Raw genomic sequence first — 1,014 nt, forward strand, 5'->3', positions numbered from 1 at the left:
TCACCACGGAGTGATTCATGACTGGGGTGAAGTCGTAACAAGGTAGCCCTAGGGGAACCTGGGGCTGGATCACCTCCTTATACGATTTAGAACTTATTTGTTCGTAGTGTCCACACAGATGATTGTTAGTTAGCTAAACCGCTTGGTTTAACTAATTAATATGCTCTTTAAAAATTTGGAAAGCTGATATTAAAATTCTTATAGATACTTGTATCTATAAAGAGTTTTCAAAAGTAAAAATATGCCATTAATCGAAAGATTAATTGGTATCTACTTTAGTATTCTCATCATTATTTGATGAATTAACTTCTGGCGAAGTTAACAGCTGTCACTAACAAAGACCCGTTTGGGTTGTATGGTTAAGTGACTAAGCGTACACGGTGGATGCCTTGGCAGTTGGAGGCGATGAAGGACGTATTAACTTGCGATAAGCCTAGTCAAGCTAGTAAAAAGCGCTTGAGACTAGGATTTCCGAATGGGGAAACCCACCTGCTTGCAGGTATCGTTAACTGAATACATAGGTTAACGAGGCGAACGCGGAGAACTGAAACATCTAAGTACCCGTAGGAACAGAAATCAACCGAGATTCCGGAAGTAGCGGCGAGCGAAACCGGACCAGCCCTTAAGCTTATTATGTGTTAGTGAAACATTCTGGAAAGTTTGACGATACAGGGTGATAGTCCCGTACACGAAAATGCATCTTAAGTGAAATCGAGTAGGTCGGAGCACGTGAAACTTTGACTGAATATAGGTGGACCATCATCTAAGGCTAAATACTCCCAACTGACCGATAGTGAACCAGTACCGTGAGGGAAAGGCGAAAAGAACCCCTGTGAGGGGAGTGAAATAGAACCTGAAACCGTGTACGTACAAGCAGTAGGAGCCCTTCGAGGGTGACTGCGTACCTTTTGTATAATGGGTCAGCGACTTATATTTTGTAGCGAGGTTAACCGATTAGGGTAGCCGTAGTGAAAGCGAGCGTTAACTGCGCGTTTAGTTGCAAGGTATAGACCC

General features: G+C 43.0%; 2 rRNA genes. Both read left to right on the plus strand.

The features are described 5' to 3' along the window. A 16S ribosomal RNA gene (locus tag J3455_RS19795) occupies nucleotides 1–80 on the plus strand; the annotation flags it as partial. 277 nt (nucleotides 81–357) lie between these two features. Continuing rightward, a 23S ribosomal RNA gene (locus J3455_RS19800) occupies nucleotides 358–1,014 on the plus strand; the annotation flags it as partial.

The sequence above is a fragment of the Pseudoalteromonas sp. NFXS39 genome, assembly GCF_040148775.1.
Classification (GTDB): domain Bacteria; phylum Pseudomonadota; class Gammaproteobacteria; order Enterobacterales; family Alteromonadaceae; genus Pseudoalteromonas; species Pseudoalteromonas apostichopi.